Genomic DNA, 17954 nt, shown 5'->3' with positions numbered 1-17954 from the left:
TGACGCCGTCACCACGGCGTCGTCACTCCCGCGCCGACGTGCCGAACAACCGCAGCCCGGCGCGGGGCTGTGTTCACGTCACGGGGGTCCTGGTTCCGTCTTCTGATATAAACTCTCCCCACGCGTCTGAGAGCAGAATTCCGGCGATCCAAGCGCCGACGGTCCACCAGGCGGCCAGCAGACTAAGCATTCGGGCGATCGACACGGGCGTATGGACGACCACGTCCCACTGACGGTCCTCGACGGCGACGACGAGACGGTCCTCGAAGTCGAACGCGGGACCGTCCTCCGCGACGCGTTGCTCGAACGCGACTTCCCGGTGTACGGAACTGTCTCGCGGCACGTCAACTGCGGCGGCCGTGGCCTGTGTGCGACCTGTACGGTCGAGGTCACTCCCGCACCGGAACCCACCCACTGGCACGACGCCGCCGCACTCCGGTTCGGCTATCCGCGGCTCTCGTGTCAGATCACGGTCGCGGAGCCGATGACCGCCCGGTTGCTCGACAAGCACGTCTGGGGACAGGTTCTTCCGCGTCGACGCTCCTCGGAGTAGCGTCCGGCGGACGATACGGCGACCCACGACAGCAGCGACGATGGAGAAACGACTTTGCCGCCGGAGGTCCGCTTCTCCTGTATGACCCGTTTCGTTCCGATCTCCCCGACTCCGATCCACCTCGTTCCGACGGGTGTCGCTTCCTCGCCGCCCGTTCGGAGGTGCGAGGCGTGAAAGTCGCCGAGGTCGTCCCCGAGTTCGCCGACGCCTTCGGGTTCGAGGAGTTCAATCGGATGCAGCGCGAGGCCGCGCCGGCGATCCTCGACCGCGACGACAACGTCGTCGCCGCCGCCCCCACGGCGTCGGGCAAGACCGCGCTCGCGGAACTCGCCATCTGCCGGACGCTCGACCGCGGCGGCACGGCGCTCTTTATCGCCCCGATGCGCGCGCTCACCAACGAGAAGGAGTCCGAGTGGGAGCGCTTCGAGGACCTCGGGTACTCGGTCTACGTCGTCACCGGCGAGCGCGACTTGAACCCGCGGCGCGCCGAGCGCGCGGACATCCTGGTGATGACGCCCGAGAAGACCGACTCCGCAACGAGAAAGCACGACTCCGCGCGCTACTCGTTCATCGCGGACGTCGACTGCTGCGTCATCGACGAGGTCCACCTCCTCGATTCGGACACCCGCGGCGGCGTGCTCGAGGTGACCGTCTCGCGACTCCGTCGCATCTGCGACCCGCGCGTCGTCGCGCTCTCGGCGACGATGCCGAACATCGAGGACGTCGCCGCGTGGCTGGACGCGGTTCCCGAAACGACCTTCGAGTTCGGCGAGGAGTACCGCCCGGTCGACCTTCACGCGGGCGTGCAGACGTACACCCACGGCGACAACGCCTTCGCCGACAAGTACCGCCGGCTCTACAGCGCGCTCGACCTCGCCGAGGAGCACATCCGCGAGGACGGCCAGGCGCTCGTGTTCGTCTCCTCGCGACAGGACGCCGTCCGCGCCGCCGGAAAGTCGCGAGACGAGATCGCGAAGCGCGATATCCCGATGGGCGCGCGCGGCGACTTCGACTTCCACACCGACGCGAAGGAACTCGCCGACGACGAACTCGCCAAGGCCGCGCCGGACGGCGTCGCGTTCCACCACGCCGGCCTCTCGAAGGACGACCGCGACCGCGTCGAGGAGTGGTTCAAGGAGGGGAAGATCCAGCTGCTCTTCTCGACGTCGACGCTCGCGTGGGGCGTGAACCTCCCGGCGCGTTGCGTCGTCATCCGAGACACGAAGTACCACGATCCCCTGGAGGGCGAGGTCGACATCTCGCCGCTCGACATCCTCCAGATGCTCGGCCGAGCGGGCCGTCCCGGCTACGACGACGTCGGCTACGGCTGGGTCGTCTGCGACCGCGCGGACGCCGACAAGTACCGGAAACTCCTCCGCGAGGGCAAGGAGATCGAGTCGCGACTGGCCGAGGACCTGGATTCGCACCTCAACGCCGAGATCGCGATGGGCACGATCCGCGACCTCGACGACGTGATGTCGTGGCTGGAGACGACGTTCTACTACCAACGCGCGCAGTCGAAGCCGGCGGCGTACGACTTCGAGAACCTCCGCGGGCGCGTGCGAGAGACGCTCGAATCGCTCGTCGCGCGGGGCTTCGTCGAGATGGGCGAGGACCTCTCGGTCCGGGGAACCGCGCTCGGCCGCCTCGCCTCGAAGTACTACCTCCGGTTGGAGACCGCAGAGCGCTTCCACGACCTCTGTCGGCGCGAGGCCGTCTCCGCGGACGGCATCCTGGAGGCCGTCGCCGGCGCGGAAGAGTTCCACTCCGTCTCCGCGCGCCAGTCCGAAGCCGACGCCGTCGACGCGGTCCTCTCGGACGTGTCGACGGGGTTGGAAGACGGCCCGCGGAAAGTGCTCGCGATCCTCCACGCCGGGATGCAGAACAGCACGCCCGCGGACCTCCGGTCGGACGCGTGGATCATCCGGCAGAACGCGCTGCGTCTACTCTCGGCGCTCCGGGAGTTCCTCGCGGAGTTCGCCGGCCCGCGGGCGGCGAACCTCGCCTGCCGGGTGGAAGCCCGCGTCGAACACGGCGTCCCGCGCGACGCGGTCGGCCTCACGGCCGTCGACGGGATCGGCCCGAACCGGGCGCGGACGCTCGCGACGGGCGGCCTCCACAGCCCCGCGGACGTCGTCGACGCCGGAGCCGACGAACTCGAACGCGCGGGGCTCTCGGCGGGCGTCGCGGACCGCATCGTGAAGAACGCCCGCGACTTCCCCGCGATCGAGGTCTCGTGGGGATCGTTCCCCGACGGCATCGCGCCCGGCGAGAACGAGATGTGCGAGGTCGCCGTCCGCAACGCGGGCGGCGGCGCGGCCGTGGGAATTCGGGTGACCGTCAACGGCGTCGAGATGACGACGAAGGAGGCGTACCTCTCCGACTCGCTCTCGGTGCCAGTCGGCGTCTTCGGCGCGAACGCCGAGGAACTGGAGTTCGCCGTCGAGGTGACGTTCCCCGACGAGCCGCTGCATCCCGTTCGGGCGACCAGAACGGTCGCCGTGCGGTAGGCGTCGCAGTCGACGTGCGGAGGCGTCGCGGTCGCCGTGCGGTAGGCGTCGCAGTCGACGTGCGGAGGCGTCGCGGTCGCCGTGCGGTAGGCGTCGCAGTCGACGCGCGGAGGCGTCGCGGTCGCCGTGCGGTAGGCGTCGCAGTCGACGCGCGGAGGCGTCGCGGTCGCTGTGCGGTAGGCGTCGCGGTCGCCGTACAGAGGCGTCGCAGTCGACGTCCAAGACACATCGCCGCTCGAATCGATATTCAGCTCCCGAACAGTATCTCCCGCAACTCCCCGAAACTGCCGGCGACGACGTCGGCGCGGGAGAGATCCAGGTCCGCGTTGTGCGTCGATCGGAAGGCAATGGTGAACGCGCCGGCGCGCGCGGCGGACTCGATGCCGTTGACCGAGTCCTCGACGACGACGCACTCGTCGGGGTCGAACCCGAGTTCGGCGGCGGCGTGCTCGTAGACGTGCGGTTCCGGCTTTCCGGGTTCGTCGATCTCCTCGGCGCTCAACACCAGATCGAGCGGGTCGAGGCCGAACCGCTCGCGCACGATGTCGATCCAGGACCGCCGCGCCGAGGAGACGATGGCCAGCGCCCGGCCGTCGGCCCGGATCGCGTCGAACACTGCGCGGACTCCCTCAGTCAATCCGACCTGTTCGCCGTACAGCGATTCCGCGCGCTCCTCGTACTTCGTCATAAACTCCGTTTTGGTCACCGCAGTCCCGTACTTCGCGTCGAGGTAGTCGTAGATCTCGTAGTACGGCATCCCGGTGATTTCCTCGTGTGCGGGCGATCCGCTCTCGATCGCCTCCGCGAACACCCACTCGTCCTCGAAGCGGTGCCAGTACGTCTCCGAATCCACCAGCACCCCGTCCATATCGAACAGCACCGCGTCGTCGGGAACGTCCATACAGGTGGTCAAATGCCCTCGTTCAAAGACCTTCGTGAGAGGGATTATCACCGAAGGCGGGACCACACCCGCCGTATGTCCGAGACGATTCGCGTCTTCGCCGGCGATTGCACGACGACTTTCGAGGGCGCTCGCGCCCGCACTCAGCGCGGTCGCGTCGCGGTCGTGGTCAAACCCGATCGAACGACCCTTGTCCACGACGCCGACGGCTACCAGCCCGTGGCGTGGCTGACCCGCCCCGATTCCCTCACGGTCGAGACCGACGAGGGCGGTTTCGGCCTGGTCGCGCGCGCCGGCGAGCAGGTCCTCCGCGTCGTCTCCCACGAGAGCTCCGGCTGGGTCGAGTACCCCGTCACGGAGGCCGGCGTCCCGGTCGGGACCCGTCCCGAGACCGGCGAACCGCTGGTCCGCGCGAGGGGCGACGTCCGCGGGCTCGACTCCGACGTTCGGTACTCGCTTCCCGCGGGTGCGACCGTCCTCGACGACACCTGCGAGTCCTGCGGCCTACCGAGGATCCGCGCGGAGGCGGGCGAAGCCTTCGAGATCTGTCTCGACCGCTCGTGTGAATCCCTCGACGACGCCGTCCGCGAGCGGTTCGACGGCGAGTGGAACTGCCCCGACTGCGGGTCCGATCTTCGAATTATCCGCCGCGGCGGCCGCCTGCTCGCCGGCTGCGACGCCTACCCCGACTGCGAGACCGCCTTCGCGATCCCCGCCGGAATCGTCGTCGACGAGTGCGAGTGCGGCCTCCCGGTGTTCGAGACCGCGCGCGGCCGGCGGTGTCTGGACGCGACGTGCGAGCGGTTCGAGTAGCGCATCGCAGCCCCTATGTCGCCGCCGGCCGCCAGAGGGAGTATGGACGGGACACTGGCCGACGGCGTGGTTCGCGTCGGCGGCGACGCCAGACAGCGGTTCTACGACGCCCGCGGGTACGGCCGCCCGCTCGACCGCAACCGCATCGAACTGGCGCCCGTGGAGGCCGCACACCTCCTCTCGCGCGGCGACCTCGACGCCGTCGTCGACGAGTCGGCAGCGGTCGATACGGACGACGCGGAGGCGGCCGCCGGAAGCGACAGCGATGCCGACGGCGACGCGCCCACCCTTGACTTCCGCGAGTTCCTCGTCCGAACGGGTGCGACGCTCCGATTCGCGGTGTACAAGGACCTGCGGGACCGCGGATTCTACCTCTCGCCCGTGCGGGAGGAGTGGCCGGGCGTCGACGCCGCGACCGCCGCGACTGCGATCGACTTCGTCGTCTACCCCCGCGGCAAGGGCCCGTGGGACGACGAGGTCGCCTACCGGATCCGCGTCGCGGGCGAGCGCGAGCGCATCTCGGCGGCGTCGCTCGGCGACGTCGTCCTCGCGGTCGTCGACGAGGACGGCGATCTGACCTACTTCGAGACCGACGGCGATCCGGCGATCGGCGAGGCCGGAAACGAGGACGGTGAGAGCGCGTCCGGGACCCTCCCATCCACGGTCGACGCCGACCTCCTCGACGACCGCGTCGTCTGCTACGGGGCCGCCGAGGACCTCTACGAGCGGCGGTTCTACGGCCAGCGGCTGCTCGGTCGGAACGCCGATTCGGGGCCCCTTCAGCTGTCGCTCGTCGAGGGCGCGTACCTCGCCCAGCGCGGCGTCGTCGACGTCGACCCCGACGCGGTCGTGGCGCTCGGCCGCGACGTCGAGGGCGAGCGCTTCGACCGGCGGCTCCGGACCTACGCCGCGCTGCGGGACCGCGGCGTCGTCCCCAAGAGCGGCTTCAAGTTCGGCGCGGACTTCCGGGTCTACGAGGAGTTCACCGACGTCGACTCGCTGAGTCACTCGACGGACCTCGTGCGCGTGGGCGCGCCCGACCACGCGTTCTATCCCCGAGACCTCTCTCTCGACGTCCGCCTCGCTGGCGGGGTCCGGAAGCGAATGGTTTTTGCGCTCACCGCGGCGAACGGCGAGATAGACTGGCTCTCGGTAGCCCGCGTTACCCCATGACACGAGACCACGACGCCCGCGAGACAGAGGACGGTGACGTCACTGAGACCGGCGACAGCGACGCCCGCGAGACGGAGGACGGCGACGTCATCGACACCGCGCGTGCCGACGCATCGGTAGCGCGCGAGACTGCTCGGCTCCGGACCGATGGCGGCACGGAGAGCGATTCGGCCGCCGGCGCGGACGACGTCGCGCTCGACCCGTGGGGTTCCTCGACCGTCTCCGACTACCGAAAGCTCTTCGAGGAGTTCGGCATCGAGGAGTTCGACGACGTGCTTCCCGAGGTCCCGAACCCCCACTACCTGATGCGCCGAGGCGTCATCTTCGGCCACCGCGACTACGACCCCGTCGCCGAGGCCCTGCGGAACGACGACCCGGCGGCGGTCCTCTCGGGATTTATGCCCACCGGTGACCCCCACATCGGCCACAAACTCGTCTTCGACGAGATCATCTGGCACCAAGAGCAGGGCGCCGAGGCCTACGGCCTGATCGCCGACCTGGAGGCGCACGCCGCCCGCGGGATGACCTGGGAGGAGATCGACGAGCACGCCCGCGATTACCTCCTGAGCCTGCTCGCGCTCGGCTTCGACCCCGAGGAGGGCGAACTCTACCGGCAGTCGGACAACCGCGAACTCCAGGACCTCGCCTTCGAACTCGGCTCGAAGGCGAACTTCTCTGAGTTCCAGGGCATCTACGGCTTCGACGGCGAGACGAACGTCTCGCACATGCAGTCGGTGGTCACGCAGATGGCGGACATCCTCTATCCGCAGTTAGAGGAGCCCAAGCCGACCGTCATCCCCGTCGGCCCCGACCAGGACCCGCACGTCCGGTTCGCCCGAGACCTCGCCGCGCGGATGCGGTTCTTCGGGGTGACCGAAGCGTTCGCGAGCTTCGAGCTCGACGACGCCGAACGGGCGCTCGTCGCGGCCGTCTACGAGGAGCGCGAGGCGTACGCCGAGGAGCCGGAACGGCCCCGGTGTGAGGAGGCGGGTGAGTGGCTCGCCGAGGCGGATGCGGCCGATCTCGACGAACTCGGCGTCGTCGACGACGACGACGTCCTCGACTCCGCGGTCGAGAAGCTCGACAACGCCGGGATGGAGCCGCTCCGCCCCCGCGTTCGCTTCCTGGATCTCAACGCGACCGACGACGCCTTCGAGGCGCTCGTCGAGACGATAGACGGGGAAAAACGCCGCTACGACGCGCACGTCGACGCCTTCGACCTCGACGCCGACGAGGCCGAGGAACTCGCGCGGGAGGTCGAACTCGATCACGGCGGCTACGGCTTCGTCCCGCCGTCGTCGATCTACCACCGCTTTATGACCGGTCTGACGGGCGGGAAGATGTCCTCGTCGATCCCGGCCTCGCACATCTCGCTGCTCGACGACCCCGAGGAGGGCTACGACAAGGTGAAGGCGGCGACGACCGGCGGCCGCGACACCGCCGAAGAGCAGCGCGAGTTAGGCGGGAGAGCCGACGAGTGTCCGGTCTACGAACTGTACGCCTACCTGCTCGCGGGCGACGACGACGAGTTCGCCAAGGAGGTCTACGACGAGTGCGTCGGCGGCGAGCGCCTCTGCGGCGGCTGCAAGGAGCAGGCCGCCGAACTGATGCGCGGGTTCCTCGAAGAGCACCAGGAGAAACGGGAGGAGGTCGAGGATCTGCTCGAGGACCTCGATATCTCCCTGGAGTCGCCTCGTCGCGGCGTCGCGCCGGGCGACGACTGAGGCGCTCCCCGGGTTACCGGACCGCTACTCGATCGTCAGTTCTCCGCTCCCGCCTGCGTCCGCTCCTCCGTCGCCCTCGTCCCACTCGATCTCGAACTCGATACTCAGTTCTCCGGGGCCCTCGGCCGGCCCCTCGCGCTCGGCTTTCACCTCGAACGTCGGCTGCGCGGGCGGATCCATCGTCACCGACTGCTCTCCGGCCGTGAGGGTAACGGGGTCGCCGGCGTCCAGTTTGTCCGCGACGGACCGCAGATACGACGCGATCGCTTCTCGGCTCTGGGGGGTCTCCGATTTGAACAGCACTTCTTCGGGCATACGAACGAGTACGCCGCCTCGGCTGATAAACGCACCCCCGATCGACGCCGACCCGTGCGCCCGACTACCACGCTTCCGGAACCGTTTTGCTCGGCGACGGAGACCGATCCGATATGCGCCACGGGCCCGACTCCACCGCGTGCGGCGTCGACGCGAGACCGACCGACACCGAAGGGTCCGGCTTCTTTTTCGGGATCGAGTGAGGGCGACGGAGCCGTCGGCCGGACGCGTCCGCTCTCGGCGGGCGCGTCGCGGTCGGCGGGGAAACCGTCCGATTCGATCCGGCCGAGCCGCGGACCGTCCGGGCTCCGGCACGTCAGCGGTTCGGAACGGTCCACGGTCTTCGGAACGGTCCACGGTCTTCGGAACTGCTAACTGGCGGCCGGTCGGTAGACCGGACAACGACCGACGCTGCAGTGAGATCCACGACACGACATAAATGAAACTTCCAGAACCACAGGTCGCGGTGTTGAACGCCGCGAGTGCGACCGAGGAACTGTCGATCGATCGACTCGCCGAGGAGGCGGGCCTGAAGCCCGAGACGGCGACGCAGGCCGTCTTCGAACTCCGCGACGAGAGACTGCTCGACGTCGAGGAGACCGAGTCGGTCGAGTACGAACTGACCGAGGAAGGCCGCGCGTACGTCGACGCCGGCCTCCCCGAGGTGCGGCTCTACCGCGCCGCGATCGAAGCCGGAGCCGACGAGGAGCCGGTTCAGATGGGCCGGGTCATCGGCGCGGCCGACCTCGACGGTCCGGAGGTCGACATCGCGCTGGCGAACTTCGGGCGGAAGGGGTACGGAACAATCGACAGCGGCGAACTCGCCGCCGACGGCGATGCCGATACCGAATCAGATCCCGAAGCAGTCGCACTCGTCGCTCTCGCGAACGCCGCGAACGGCGACGCGGGTGTGGACGACGGTGATGCGGATGTGGAGGACGCCGGCGACGCCGAGAACGGCGGCGAGTCAGAGACGGACCCGGTCGCCGACGTCGGCGACGACGTCCTCGACCAGCTCGTCTCCCGCAACCTCCTCGACCGTCACGAGCGGACGGTCCGGACGGTCACGCTCACCGACGCGGGCGTCACGGCGCTGATGGAGGGCGTCGAGACGGCCGAGACGGTCGACCGCCTGACTCCCGAGATGCTCGCCTCCGGCGAGTGGCAAGATGTCGAGTTCACGGAGTACAACGTCGAGGCCGACGCGCCGGAGGTCCGCGGCGGCAAGACGCACGTCCTTCGGCAGACCGCCGATCGCGTGAAGGACGTCCTCGTCGGGATGGGCTTTCAGGAGATGGACGGCCCGCACGCCGACGCGGACTTCTGGATCAACGACTGCCTGTTCATGCCGCAGGACCACCCGGCGCGGACCCACTGGGACCGCTTCGCGCTGGACGTCCCGCCGATCGAGGACCTACCCGAGGACCTCGTCGACAACGTGGAGCGCGCCCACCGCGAGGGTGTCGGCGAGGACGGCGATGGCTACCACTCGCCGTGGTCCGAGGACTTCGCGCGCGCCATCGCGCTGCGCGGCCACACCACGTCGCTGTCGATGCGCTACCTCTCGGGCACGCAGGTCGGCGACCTCGAACCCCCGCAGCGGTACTTCTCCGTCGAGAAGGTCTACCGCAACGACACGCTCGACGCGACGCACCTGCTGGAGTTCTTCCAGATCGAGGGGTGGGTGATGGCCGAGAACCTTTCAGTGAGGGACCTGATGGGCACGTTCGTCGAGTTCTACGAGCAGTTCGGGATCACGGACGTGCAGTTCAAACCGCACTACAACCCCTACACGGAGCCCTCGTTCGAGCTGTTCGGTCGGCATCCGACGACGGGCGAACTGATCGAGATCGGAAACTCGGGAATGTTCCGCGACGAGGTGCTGGAACCGCTCGGCGTCGAGCACGACGTGATGGCGTGGGGCCTCGCACTGGAACGGCTTGCAATGCTCACCACGGGGGCAGAGGACATCCGCGACCTGCACGGCACGCTTGCCGACCTCGACTTCCTCCGCGGCGCGGAGGTGACCTACTGATGCCTGTCGTCGACATCGATCCCGACGAGCTTCGGGAACTGACCGGCCACGAGGAGAAGGGAGAGGAGGAACTGAAATCGGACCTGTTCGGCCTCGGCCTGGAGTTCGAGGGCGAGACCGAGGAGGGCCTGCTGCAGTTCGAGTTCGGCCCCGACCGCCTGGATCGGCTCTCCGTCGAGGGCGTCGCCCGCTCGCTGCGCTACCACTACGGCGACGATCGCGGCGTCGCGGTCCCCGACACCAACGACCCCGACTTCACGTACGTCGTCGACGGCGACGTCCCCGACGAGCGGCCGTACGTCACGGGCGCGATCGTCCGCGGCGTCGACCTCGACGAGTCCGCGCTGGACTCGCTGATCCAGTTGCAGGAGAAACTCCACGCGACGATGGGTCGCAAGCGCGCGAAGGGCGCGATCGGGATTCACGACCTCGTCGCGATCAAGGGCGATGCCCTCACCGAAGAGGGAGACGGCAACTCGATCACCTACACGGGAATCGACCCCGAGGGCGACACGTTCGTCCCGCTGGACAGTGATCGAGAAATGACGCCCGCCGAGGTGCTGGAGGAGCACCCGACCGGCGAGACGTACGCCGACATCGTCGCCGAGTACGACCGCTACCCGGCGATCTACGACGAACTCGGCCTCTTCTCGTTCCCGCCGGTCATCAACGGCCGCCGGACCGAGGTGTCGACCGAGTCCCGCGAACTGCTGATCGAACTCACCGGGACGGACCAGTGGACGATCGACCGGATGTGCAACATCATCTGCTACGCGCTCTCCGCGCGCGGCGCGACCATCGAGGAGGTCGAGGTCGAGTACGGCGAGTCGTCTTCGGAGGGCGAGCGGACGCTCGTCCGCCCGGACTTCGAGGTCGAGACGAAGTCGGTCTCCCACGACCGCATCGAGACGATGCTCGGCGTCGAGTTCGAGGAGAGAGCGGTCGTCGACCTCTTCGAGCGCTCCGGCCTCGACGCGGTCGTCGAAGACGACGCGGCCGCCGAGGGCGTCGGTGAAGCCGGCGACGCCGACGCCGGTGCCGCCGATGCGTCCGGTGACGACGACACCACTTACGAGGTGTCGATCCCGCCGTACCGGACGGACGTGCTTCACCCGCTCGACCTCGTCGACGACGTCGGCCGCGCGTACGGCTTCGACGAACTCGAACCGCGCTACCCCGACGTGGGAACGGTCGGCGGCCGTCACGAGCGCTCGCGGCTCGAAGCCGCGACCAGAAACGCTCTCACCGGCCTCGGCTTCGAGGACCTGCTGAACTTCCACATGACGAGCCAGGCGGAGGCGTACGACCGGATGAACGTCGAGGCCGGCGGCGACTACCTCGGCGGCGGCGACCCGGTCCGGATCACCGAACCCTACAGCGAGGACTACACCATCCTGCGGCCGTGGGCGCTGCCCTCGCTCGTGATGGTCTTAGAGAACAACACCCACCGCGCGTACCCACAGGACCTCGCGGAGGTCGGCCTCGTGGCCGAGCGAGACGACGAAGTCAACACGCGCGTCCGCGAACGCCGGCACGTCGCTGGCGCGCTCGCGCGTCACGACGCCACCTACGAGGACGCGAAGGCCCGCCTGCAGGCGATCTGCCGCGACTTCGACGTCGAGTTGGAAACGCCGCCGACGGAGCATCCTTCCTTCATCGACGGCCGCGTCGCCTCGGTGGTGATCGACGGCGAGCCCGTCGGCGTCGTCGGCGAACTCCATCCCCGAGTCCTGGTCGAACACGACCTCGAACTGCCGGTGGCGGCCTTCGAGTTCGACCTCGAAGCGCTCGGCGGGGAGTAGCCGGCGTCTTTCCTTCCGGTTCAACCGGGTAATCGAGTGACTTAACACGCCGCCCGCCGGTATTTTCTCCCGAGAATGCCGAGCGGAGAATACGACCCCGAAACCGTCGAGACGAAGTGGCAAGAGCGGTGGGTCGACGACGAGACCTACGCGTACGGGGGGAGTGCGGAGGACCCCGATACCGCCTTCTCGATCGACTCGCCGCCGCCGACGGTATCCGGGAGCCTGCACTGGGGCCACGTCTACGGCTTCACGCTGCAGGACTTCGTCGCTCGGTTCAACCGGATGCGCGGGAAGGACGTCTACTTCCCGTTCGGATACGACGACAACGGCATCGCCTCCGAACGCCTCGCCGAGGACGAACTCGACGTCCGCCACCAGGACTACGAGCGCCGGGAGTTCCAGCGGATGACTCAGGAGGTGTGCGCGGAGTACGAGGCGGAGTTCACCGAGAAGATGCAGAGCCTCGGCATCTCCATCGACTGGAACCAGACGTACCAGACCATCTCTCCCGAGGTGCGGCGGATCTCTCAGCTCTCCTTCATCGACCTTCACGAGCGGGGCAGAGAGTACCGCCAGCGCGCGCCGGCGATCTGGTGTCCCGAGTGCGAGACGGCTATCTCGCAGGTCGAGACCGAGGACGACGAACAGCCGAGTCACTTCCACGACATCGCCTTCGAGGTCGTTGGGAGCGACGACGGTGACGCGGAGAGCGACGTGGACGGCGAGCCCGAGACGTTCACCATCTCGACGACCCGACCGGAACTCCTGCCCGCCTGCGTCGCGGTGTTCGTCCACCCCGACGACGACGAGAACCAGTATCTCGTCGGCGAGGTGGCGCGGATCCCCCTGTTCGACCAGGAGGTCCCGATCATCGCGGACGAGCGGGTCGATATGGAGACCGGCTCCGGCGTCGTGATGTGCTGTACGTTCGGCGATCAGACCGACATCGAGTGGTACCAGGCCCACGACCTGGACCTCCGGATCGCCATCGACGAGTCGGGGACGCTGACCGACGTCGCCGGCGAGTACGAGGGGCTCTCCTCGGAGGAGGCCCGCGAGGCCATCGTCGCGGACCTCGACGACGACGGAGCGCTCTTAGACCGCCGTTCGATCACCCACACGGTGAACGTCCACGAGCGCTGCGGGACGAGCGTCGAGTTCCTCGTGAAGGACCAGTGGTACGTCGAACTGCTCGATAAGACCGACGAGTACCTCCAGGCCGGAAGAGAGATGGACTGGTACCCCGAGAAGATGTTCACTCGGTACAAGAACTGGATCGAGGGGCTCCAGTGGGACTGGGCCATCTCGCGACAGCGGTCCTCGGGGATCCCGTTCCCGGTGTGGTACTGCGCCGACTGCGAGCACGTCGTCCTCGCGGAGAAAGAGGAGCTCCCGGTCGACCCGCTGAGCGACGACCCGCCGGTCGGTGCGTGTCCCGAGTGCGGCCACGACGAGTTCGTCCCCGAGGACGACGTCCTCGACACCTGGGCGACGTCGTCGCTCACGCCGCTGATCAACGCCGGCTGGGACTGGGACGGGGCGGAGGAAGAATTCGCCTTCGAGAACCCCGAGCTCTACCAGTTCGACCTCCGGCCGCAGGGCCACGACATCATCTCCTTCTGGCTGTTCCACACGGTCGTGAAATGTTACGAGCACACCGGCGAGGTGCCGTTCGACAGCGTGATGATCAACGGGATGGTGCTCGACGAAAACAGAGAAAAGATGTCGAAGTCGAAGGGGAACATCGTCGCGCCCGACGAGGTCGTCTCGAAGTACCCCGTCGACGCCGCGCGCTACTGGGCCGCCGGCTCGGCCGTCGGCGACGATCTCCCGTACTCGGAGAAGGGGCTCCGCGCGGGCGAGAAGCTGCTGCGGAAGCTCTGGAACGCCTCGAAACTCGTCGAGAGCCTCACCGAGGACGCCCCCGAGACGTTCGATCACGACGATCTCACCGAACTCGACCGCTGGCTGCTCGCCTCCCTGGACCGCGAGATCGAGCGGGTCACCGACCGATTCGAGAGCCGGGAGTTCTCGAAGGCCCGCGACGGCCTCCGCGGGTTCTTCTGGCACACGTTCTGCGACGACTACCTGGAGATAGCGAAGCAGCGCGTCCGCGAAGGCGAGGAGGGAGGTTCCGCGGCGTACACGCTCGAAGTAGCCCACCGACGCTTCCTCAAACTGTTCTCGCCGATCCTCGCGCACGCGACGGAGGAGTTGTGGCACGATATGCACGACGACAGAACGAGCGTCCACAACAGCGGTTGGCCCGACCCGATCGGCGTCGACGCCGACGCCCAGGCCGGCGAGACGGCGATGGCCGTCGTCGGTGCGCTCCGGAAGTACAAGAGCGACGAGCAGCTCTCGATGAACGCCGAACTCGACCGCGTCGAGGTCTGGGGCGATATCTCCGGGTTCGAGGCGGACATCTCCGGCGTGATGCACGTCGGGGAGCTGACGACGCTCGAGGAGCGTCCCGCGGTCGAGTCGGTCGTCACCGGCGTCGACCTCGATTACTCGCTGGTCGGTCCGGAGTTCGGCAGCCAGGTCTCGGAGATCGAGGCCGCGCTCGCGGAGGGCGACTACGAGACCGTGAACGGAACGCTCCACGTCGCCGGCGTCGAGTTGCGTCCCGAGATGTTCGAGATCGAGGAGGAAAGACAGTACCTCGGCGACGGAGAGATGGTCGAGGCCGACGACGCGATCGTGATCGTTCACTCCGAGGGCTGAATCCCGCTCGCCTCGAACTGACTTTTTTCCAACGTCCCCGACCTACAGATCCGCGCCGACCGCGTCTTCGACGTCCGCGAAGCCGTCCCGTTCGAGCAGTTCCAGGAGCCCCTCGTTGACGTCGCGCGCGAGCGTCGGCCCCTCGTAGACCAGCCCGGTGTACAGTTGCACGAGGCTCGCCCCCGCGCGGATCTTCGCGTACGCGCCCGCGGCGTCGGAGACGCCGCCGACGCCGACGACGGGGACGTCGGTCCGCTCGGCGACGAAGCGGACCATCTCGGTCGCCTCGTCTTCGATCGGCTTTCCGGAGAGGCCGCCCTTCTCGGCGCGCTTCGGGCTTTCGAGCCCCGAGGGCCGGTCGGTCGTCGTGTTGGTGGCGATGACGCCGTCCAGGCCGAAGTCGTCGACCACCGCGAGGGCGTCCTCGATCGCCGGTCCGGGGAGATCCGGCGAGAGTTTCACGAGGAGCGGCCCGGCACCGGCGTCGACGAGTTCCCCGAGGATCGCCTCCAGGGAGTCGCGGTTCTGCAGTTCGCGCATCCCCTCGCTGTTGGGACAGGAGACGTTGACCGCGAGGTAGTCGGCGACGTCGGCGACCCGCTCGTAGGTGTAGCGGTAGTCCGCTGGCGCGTCGGCGGCGTCGGTCGCCTCCGAGAGCGCGACGTTGACGCCGACGGGGATCCCGGGGTCGGGGCTCGTCCGAAGCCGCTCGCCGACGGCGTCGGCGCCCTCGTTGTTGAGGCCCATCCGGTTGATGATGGCGCGATCCTCCACGAGTCGGAACATCCGCGGTCTGGGGTTTCCGGGCTGCGCGTGCGCGGTGACGCCCCCGACCTCGACGTGGCCGAAGCCGAGCGCGCCGAGGACCGACGGGAGTTCGGCGTTCTTGTCGAACCCGGCGGCGACGCCGATCGGGTTCCCGAAGGCGCAGCCGAACGCGTCGACGGCGAGTCGGTCGTCGTCGACGGCGAGTCGGTCTCGGAGGAACCCCTCGATGGGGGTGTCCTGGACCGTCTGCAGTCCCCGATGTACCGCCCCGTGGGCCGTCTCCGCGGGAAGCGAAAAGAGCGCGGGTCTGAGAACCCGGTACGCCGAGCGTATCACGGTGCCTCCGCGTGTCGCGTTCGGTTCGGCCGCGCCGATTGGTCGGTACCTCCGTCCATCGGCTCCTCAGAGGTCGTGCTCGACCGAATCGGGGTCCGCCTTCTGGATGATGATCTTTCCGTCTCGGACCCGGACGAACACCTCGTCGCCGATCTCCATTCCGGCCACGGCGAGTTCGTCCTCGTGGAGGTTCACGTGGACGTTGTGGTACTCGCCGTCGTCGTCTTTCGCGCCACTCGGGCTGAGCTTCTTTTTCCGAACCATCGGAGCTGTCTAGCCGAAGGTTCGCCGCAGCATATACATAAGTGTTGGTTACGTGTCCCCCAGATTCTCCCGGCTCCGCGGTACTGATGTGGTCCGCTGGGGCTCGTCGACCCCGAGGGCGACCGGACGGGCCGGGGAGTCCCCGTATTTTCGGTTATCGGAGCGTTTGCGAGCCGTTACTCACTCGATCGCACGGCTGCGGTGCGACCGGACGCGCGATCGGTCGCAACACTATCGTGTTTTGTCGCTCCCGACTTCACCGCACCGGCGTCGAACCGACTCCGGTATCACCGTCGTGTCGGCAACCTCGTTGGTTCGGACCCCGACGCTGCAGTCGATTTTGCCGATATATTTATGCCAAACCATGTGCATCCTTGACATAGAGGTACACACCGATGGTACGAGAGGACGGAAAACGGAACTTCGTGATGCTCGAGAACGGGGAGAAGACCAAACAGTTTACCGGCCGGATGCCGCGACAAGCTGCACTCAAAGCCGCCCGCCGTCTCGAGGGCTACGACTCCTACGAGTCCGAAGACGAGGCGAAGGACGACGCGACCGAGATACGCCTGCTCGAACGGGGAACCGATCGCGTACACGTGTACGACGCGTGGGCGTGGCGGGACACCGCTCCCAACGACAAGCCGGGGTGGATGCAGCAGAACGAGGTCTCGTCAGTCACGAGGGGGAACGTCTCGAAGCAGGGGATCGAACACATCGAGAAGTAGTCGTCTCGGGCGTGCCCGCCTGACGCCGGCCTGCGCTTCTCGTTAGACCCTCGATTCGCTCTCACGGCCGTTTCTATCCTCTCGATCGGCCCGTCGAGGACGTTCTCGAACGTCGATCGCTGTCCGGATCCGACATCGATTTGTTCGTCCCGACTCGACCGTTCGATGCGCGGTTACCACCCGACTCGACCGCACGCCGAACGCGTGGGATGACGTGTCGGCCTCCGACCGCGCGATATCCTTTCCTGCGCACGTCTCGCGACTCCACCGGTCGGTCTCTCTCGCCGGGCATCTCACTCATCGTTGTGTCGGTTCGGGCACTGGCAATCCTAACGCGTGATTACGTCCGCGATCGGATCGAAAGCGGTGGAACCGGTGCCAATGTATCTCTCTATTGACTATTCTTTTCCGCCCTCTTCGATGGTGTCGACCTCGGACGGGTCGCGGACAGAATCGACCGCGCCGTCAGCGGTGACCGACGTTCTCCGTTCGCGTGTGCTTGACCGTGTTTATCACATTCTCGCGGTGTGAAATCGCATAACGAGGCGGGGACGGTTCGACGGTCTTTTATGTTACCCCGGCATTCGTATAGATACGCGGAAGCCCGGTCGGGGTCGGCCCGAACGGGACCTTCGACGGCCTGGATTCGGAACACGCCCGCGTCGTCTCGGCTCGAACGCGAGCCGGGAACGATACGATGGGCTTAAGTGTTCAAGTCCAGTTCGTTTGAATGCGAAAGACACACCGCGACTGGGTTCGGTTCAACTCCGAGCCCGATCGGACACCCGACTTCGGTCGGCGAGCGTCCCCGGATCGGTGCCTTTATGGCTTCGTCCGGAGTACGCTTACGTCCGCAAGAGATGAGGATTCCACCCCTGCGGTCCGCCGTACAGATGGAATCTGATGTTAGCCTTGGTGGTTCGGTGACACCTGTCTGGTGTCCACTGAACCACTGAACGGACCACGCAATGACGATTGGTGATTCCCTTCCATCTGGAAGGAATCCCGCCACACCCCTCCCCTTCACCGGGGAGACCCATTCCGGTTGATCCTGCCGGAGGCCATTGCTATCGGAGTCCGATTTAGCCATGCTAGTCGCACGAGTTCACACTCGTGGCAGATAGCTCAGTAACACGTGGCCAACCTACCCTACAGAACTGAACAACCTCGGGAAACTGAGGCTAACTCAGTATACAACTCCCACGCTGGAACGCCGGGAGTCACAAACACTACGGTGCTGTAGGATGAGGCTGCGGCCGATTAGGTAGACGGTGGGGTAACGGCCCACCGTGCCCATAATCG

General features: G+C 67.3%; 13 protein-coding genes and 1 rRNA gene. 10 read left to right on the top strand and 4 right to left on the bottom strand.

Annotation, left to right across the window (positions count from 1 at the left end):
- The first annotated feature begins 211 nt into the window (after positions 1–211).
- Together NO876_RS17645 and NO876_RS17640 are read left to right on the top strand one after the other, a co-directional pair.
- Entirely contained in the window at positions 212–553 is a 342-nt protein-coding gene (locus NO876_RS17645) for a 2Fe-2S iron-sulfur cluster-binding protein (protein WP_256422994.1), read from the top strand.
- A gap of 170 nt (positions 554–723) precedes the next feature.
- Entirely contained in the window at positions 724–3063 is a 2340-nt protein-coding gene (locus tag NO876_RS17640) for a DEAD/DEAH box helicase (RefSeq protein ID WP_256422993.1), read from the top strand.
- A gap of 247 nt (positions 3064–3310) precedes the next feature.
- Here the strand turns inward: NO876_RS17640 and NO876_RS17635 are convergent, their stop codons facing one another.
- A complete protein-coding gene (locus tag NO876_RS17635; RefSeq protein WP_256422992.1) occupies positions 3311–3964 on the bottom strand; it encodes an HAD family hydrolase in 654 nt (217 codons plus the stop codon).
- Positions 3965–4039: 75 nt separating this feature from the next.
- On the opposite strand from NO876_RS17635, the gene NO876_RS17630 reads away from it, so the two are divergent.
- The 3 genes from NO876_RS17630 to NO876_RS17620 are packed head-to-tail and all read left to right on the top strand — an operon-like array spanning position 4040 to position 7674.
- The gene (locus tag NO876_RS17630; RefSeq protein WP_256422991.1) at positions 4040–4777 is read left to right on the top strand and encodes an endonuclease NucS domain-containing protein; all 738 of its coding nucleotides are present in this window, start codon (positions 4040–4042) and stop codon (positions 4775–4777) included.
- Between the two features lie 42 nt (positions 4778–4819).
- On the top strand, positions 4820–5950 hold the full coding sequence (endA, locus tag NO876_RS17625) for a tRNA-intron lyase (RefSeq protein WP_256422990.1): 1131 nt from the start codon (positions 4820–4822) through the stop codon (positions 5948–5950).
- The gene (locus NO876_RS17620; RefSeq protein WP_256422989.1) at positions 5947–7674 is read left to right on the top strand and encodes a tryptophan--tRNA ligase; all 1728 of its coding nucleotides are present in this window, start codon (positions 5947–5949) and stop codon (positions 7672–7674) included. Before endA ends, NO876_RS17620 begins: the two co-directional genes overlap by 4 nt.
- Positions 7675–7698: 24 nt before the next feature.
- On the opposite strand, the gene NO876_RS17615 is transcribed toward NO876_RS17620, so the two are convergent.
- The gene (locus tag NO876_RS17615; RefSeq protein ID WP_256422988.1) at positions 7699–7989 is read right to left on the bottom strand and encodes an amphi-Trp domain-containing protein; all 291 of its coding nucleotides are present in this window, start codon (positions 7987–7989) and stop codon (positions 7699–7701) included.
- A 439-nt stretch (positions 7990–8428) separates the two neighbouring features.
- On the opposite strand from NO876_RS17615, the gene pheS reads away from it, so the two are divergent.
- From pheS to NO876_RS17600, 3 genes are all read left to right on the top strand, one after another.
- Positions 8429–10024, top strand: a complete 1596-nt coding sequence (gene pheS, locus NO876_RS17610) for a phenylalanine--tRNA ligase subunit alpha (RefSeq protein WP_256422987.1) — start codon at positions 8429–8431, stop codon at positions 10022–10024.
- Positions 10024–11826, top strand: a complete 1803-nt coding sequence (locus NO876_RS17605) for a phenylalanine--tRNA ligase beta subunit-related protein (RefSeq protein ID WP_256422986.1) — start codon at positions 10024–10026, stop codon at positions 11824–11826. The genes pheS and NO876_RS17605 overlap by 1 nt, the downstream gene beginning before the upstream one ends.
- 75 nt (positions 11827–11901) lie before the next feature.
- On the top strand, positions 11902–14556 hold the full coding sequence (locus NO876_RS17600) for a valine--tRNA ligase (protein ID WP_256422985.1): 2655 nt from the start codon (positions 11902–11904) through the stop codon (positions 14554–14556).
- Between the two features lie 42 nt (positions 14557–14598).
- Here the strand turns inward: NO876_RS17600 and NO876_RS17595 are convergent, their stop codons facing one another.
- The gene (locus NO876_RS17595; protein ID WP_256423014.1) at positions 14599–15657 is read right to left on the bottom strand and encodes a quinone-dependent dihydroorotate dehydrogenase; all 1059 of its coding nucleotides are present in this window, start codon (positions 15655–15657) and stop codon (positions 14599–14601) included.
- Between the two features lie 69 nt (positions 15658–15726).
- Positions 15727–15924, bottom strand: coding sequence for a hypothetical protein (locus NO876_RS17590; protein WP_103991177.1), 198 nt, complete (start codon positions 15922–15924; stop codon positions 15727–15729).
- Between the two features lie 395 nt (positions 15925–16319).
- On the opposite strand from NO876_RS17590, the gene NO876_RS17585 reads away from it, so the two are divergent.
- Both NO876_RS17585 and NO876_RS17580 read left to right on the top strand, forming a co-directional pair.
- Complete coding sequence (locus NO876_RS17585) at positions 16320–16652, top strand: non-histone chromosomal MC1 family protein (RefSeq protein ID WP_256422984.1); 333 nt, start codon at positions 16320–16322, stop codon at positions 16650–16652.
- Between the two features lie 1038 nt (positions 16653–17690).
- Positions 17691–17954: ribosomal RNA gene (locus tag NO876_RS17580) — 16S ribosomal RNA — on the top strand; the annotation flags it as partial.

The sequence above is a fragment of the Halobellus rarus genome, from assembly GCF_024494595.1.
GTDB lineage: Archaea > Halobacteriota > Halobacteria > Halobacteriales > Haloferacaceae > Haloquadratum > Haloquadratum rarum.
The sequence above is the reverse complement of the archived record's forward strand: the minus strand, read 5'-3'. Positions and strand labels throughout refer to the sequence as shown.